This window comes from Mycobacterium sp. E2497 (genome assembly GCF_001668695.1).
GTDB lineage: Bacteria > Actinomycetota > Actinomycetes > Mycobacteriales > Mycobacteriaceae > Mycobacterium.
Genome location: NZ_LZKD01000024.1, coordinates 1 through 648 on the forward strand (window position 1 = coordinate 1; position 648 = coordinate 648).

Below are 648 nucleotides of genomic sequence, written 5' to 3' on the forward strand. Positions count from 1 at the left end.
CTCGGGGCTGGAGTGGTCGCGTTGGCGGTTGGGTGTGGCGGTGGTCAGGGGGGCGGCCACGGCACCACGCCGGGGGTGCCCACGGCGACGTCTACAGTGGCGCCCACCCTGGCACTGAATCGCATCGACGAGCTGATCTTGGCGCCGGACGTGGTTAGCGATATCGTCGGGGCGAAACTCAACTGGGCATCTAAGCCTCCGCCGGGCGCGACCAGGCCTCAACCGCCCATCGCAGTCGACGAGGGTAATCCCGAATGCGCCGCGCTGATGGGCCCGGCCGCCGATACGGTGGGTGTGGTTTACACCGCATGGCGGAGCAATCAATACAGGGACAACGACACGGACACTTTCGAGCATGCGGTCTATCAGGCTGTTGCGACGGTTGTCGATTCCAAAGCAGCGACGGTGTTGCTTGGCAACGCTTTTGCCAAGCGTCTCGATGCGTGCAGCAATGCCGTCATCCACCTGAGCGGCAAATATCGATGGAGATTCCAGAAGACCGACGCGACCGATACGGGAGTGCGGTGGACGGGAACGGAACTGGAGGACGGGCAGATCACCGGCTGGGTCTGCGCCAGCGAGGCGCGGGCAAAGAACAATGTGGTGATCTACGCGCAGGTGTGCCAATGGGGCAACGGCGCTCCGGCC

General features: G+C 64.2%; 1 protein-coding gene. It reads left to right on the plus strand.

Annotated elements, in window-relative coordinates; genetic code table 11:
* Positions 1 to 96 precede the first annotated feature (96 nt).
* A partial coding sequence (locus A5713_RS01755; RefSeq protein WP_068091912.1) for a sensor domain-containing protein occupies positions 97 to 648 on the plus strand: 552 nt, incomplete at its 3' end.